Below are 378 nucleotides of genomic sequence, written 5' to 3' on the forward strand. Positions count from 1 at the left end.
TACCTGTGTAATCTTGTGCCAATATTCCTTTGGATAATGTTACCTACCCTCGTGGAGCGTTACTTTATGGCACTGATTGCAGCGATGAGGTATGGCCATTACGAGTCCCGTTCTTCTCAAATAAATTAAGGCGCCAGCCGGTTGCGCGAGTAAAGTCTCTGGACCTTAATATGATCAAGCCGGTGTTGAAACGGATAGAGGAAGTCGCTACACGAGGTGTTGCCCCCTCTTTAATTAAGTCGTTATTACAGCTGATAGAAAGTGATTACTTGTCGGAAAAGGTTCAGGCTCAACAGAGCTATTCTGCCCAATCTGTGATCTTAAATGAGCGCATTTGGCGTCGCCTATTTAATGCCTCTGCTAACATGCCCCAATTGG

At 45.5% G+C, this 378-nt stretch carries 1 protein-coding gene; it reads left to right on the forward strand.

The annotated features are described in order from the left end of the window. Positions 1–170 precede the first annotated feature (170 nt). Positions 171–378 (forward strand): hypothetical protein (locus QWI17_RS14870; protein ID WP_302723315.1); only part of this gene is annotated, 208 nt, incomplete at its 3' end.

The sequence above is a fragment of the Gilvimarinus gilvus genome (assembly GCF_030518155.1).
GTDB classification, from domain to species: domain Bacteria; phylum Pseudomonadota; class Gammaproteobacteria; order Pseudomonadales; family Cellvibrionaceae; genus Gilvimarinus; species Gilvimarinus gilvus.